Below are 1,481 nucleotides of genomic sequence, written 5' to 3'. Positions count from 1 at the left end.
CCCGTTACCTTTTTCGTAGCCCGTTCCTGTTGCAGGATGAGGGTGTGTTGGCCGGTCGGTCCCGGCATGGTTTCTGCCCCCAGTCGTTTCATGATCCGGGGGGTGTTGTCACCGGGACCGGCTTGGCGGCAGCTGATCGCTGATAGAGGCACGACGACGGGTCCTTCGTAACGTGGATGCCGACTTCTGCCGCCGTTGACCAGCCAGTACGACACTGAACGCGGGAACAGGGGGGGCGGTATGGCGGTGATCTTGGATCAGCAAGACATAGACGTTTTCATCGGTTTGGACGTGGGGAAATCCGGCCACCATGCTGTGGCGTTGGATCGTTCGGGAAAGAAACTGTTCGACAAGGCCCTGCCGAACGACGAATCGCGGTTGCGCGAGATCCTCGATTCATTGTCAGGGCGTGGGAAGGTCCTGCTCGTCGTGGATCAGCCGGCCACCATCGGAGCGCTGCCCGTTGCGGTCGCCCAGGCTGCCGGCGCGACGGTTGGCTATCTGCCGGGCCTGGCAATGCGCAGGATCGCGGACCTACACCCGGGCCAGGCCAAAACCGACGCAAGGGACGCAGCGATCATCGCCGAAGCAGCCCGGTCCATGCCGCACACACTGCGCTCGATTGCTTTGGAGGATGAAACGCTGGCCGAACTCGGCGTCCTCTGCGGCTTCGATGACGACCTCGCGGCCCAGATCACCGCGACGTCCAACCGGATACGCGGGCTGCTCACCCAAATTCACGCAGCCCTTGAGCGGGCTTTGGGCCCGCACCTCGACCACCCGGCTGTGGCCGACCTGCTCACGCGGTACCCGACACCGGCTGCCCTGAAGACCGCTGGCCGTGGACATGTCCGGGCACGTTTGAAGAAGCACGCACCACGAGCCGCGGAACGACTCACCGACGCGGTTTTCAACGCGCTCGAAGAACAGACCGTCGTGGTGGTGGGCACCCACGCCGCCGGGATCGTGCTTCCGAAACTGGCAGAACAGCTCCTCTCCCTGCGCCATCAGCGCGATGCCATTGCCGCCCAGGTGGAAACGCTTGTGGAGGCCCACCCTCTTTACAAAGTCCTGACTTCGATGCCCGGCATCGGAGTCAGGACCTGCGCACGGATCCTGACCGAAGTGACCGGTAAACACTTCGCCAGCGCTGCACACCTGGCCTCTTACGCCGGCATCGCACCAGTGACGCGCCGCTCCGGGACGTCGATCAGGGGTGAACACACCAGCCGGCGCGGCAACAAGAAACTCAAACGTGCCTTGTTCCTCTCAGCCTTCGCGGCGCTGCACCACCCGCCGTCACGGGCTTACTACGATCGCAAACGGGCCGAAGGCAAACGCCACAACCAAGCCCTCATCGCCCTCGCACGTCGCCGCTCAGACGTCCTCTTCGCCATGCTCCGAGACGGAACCCTCTACCAGGAGCCGGAACCACGAAACCACCCCGCAGCGGCTTGACGAAAACCATAGAGGCACCCCCC

At 63.9% G+C, this 1,481-nt stretch carries 1 protein-coding gene; it reads left to right on the top strand.

Features of this window, described 5'->3' with window-relative positions; genetic code table 11:
- Window positions 1-240: 240 nt before the first annotated feature.
- Window positions 241-1,458 carry an IS110 family transposase gene (locus AB0313_RS22095; RefSeq protein ID WP_366308489.1) on the top strand — a complete coding sequence of 406 codons (1,218 nt, stop codon included), beginning with the start codon at window positions 241-243 and terminating at the stop codon, window positions 1,456-1,458.
- Window positions 1,459-1,481 lie beyond the last annotated feature (23 nt).

It is taken from the genome of Pseudarthrobacter sp. NPDC080039 (assembly GCF_040702335.1).
Taxonomy (GTDB): Bacteria; Actinomycetota; Actinomycetes; order Actinomycetales; family Micrococcaceae; genus Arthrobacter; species Arthrobacter enclensis_A.
The sequence above is the reverse complement of the archived record's forward strand: the minus strand, read 5'-3'. Positions and strand labels throughout refer to the sequence as shown.

Coding starts and splice junctions, on each gene's coding strand:
- AB0313_RS22095 (WP_366308489.1), top strand. CDS start 241: ATGGCGGTGATCTTGGATCAGCAAGACATAGACGTTTTCATCGGTTTG.